Consider the following 683-nt stretch of genomic DNA (forward strand, 5'->3'; position numbering starts at 1 on the left):
AGACCTAGTGCTGAAATATCAAAGGTGGTTAGGTCTTGAACTATGAATACCGATGGTTCGAGCACATTGTCTATACTAATGGTGAGTGCTTTCTCAAAGCTTCCTCCAAACCCATCATCAGTTTTCACTCTTACGGTATAGCTATCTTTTGTCTCGAAGTCGAAGGTAACACCGGCTTTTAACTCATTCCCAACTATACTAAAGCTTGCATTGTCTGTATCTCCTGTACCTGATACTAGGGCGTAAGTATGACTATCATCCGCATCAGCATCTACACTTGATAAAACCCGAGCCACATCGCCAATGGCATTGTTCTCAGATATACTTCCTGATAGCGTAATGTCGGTTGGCAATGCATTAGTAGCATAGACTTGACCTGTTGTGAAATCTCCGTTATCTACGCCTGTTCCGCCTAAAGCATTACCTGCATCATCAAGGATACTGTCATCATCTTTTACATTGATACCCACTGTACCTTCTCCTGAGATTCCATTCACGTTTACATCGTAAGTTTTATCATCTACGGCTGTTACAGTGTTTATGGCTCCTGTTGTTCCAGACAGTGCCACTTCAAAGTCGGTAGCATCTACTCCGCTCACTGATTCTGAGAAGGTTACTCTGAAGTTTGCTGTAGTTGTGGCAGTATTCAACTGGTCTGCTTCTTTTCTCGTTATTGTCGAAAC

Annotated in this window: 1 protein-coding gene; it reads right to left on the reverse strand. The window is 42.6% G+C overall.

Features of this window, described 5'->3' with window-relative positions:
• Nucleotides 1–683: cadherin repeat domain-containing protein (locus JXQ92_RS19190; RefSeq protein ID WP_421988268.1), on the reverse strand; the 683-nt coding region annotated here is incomplete at both ends.

The organism is Roseivirga sp., assembly GCF_049099775.1.
Lineage (GTDB): Bacteria > Bacteroidota > Bacteroidia > Cytophagales > Cyclobacteriaceae > Roseivirga.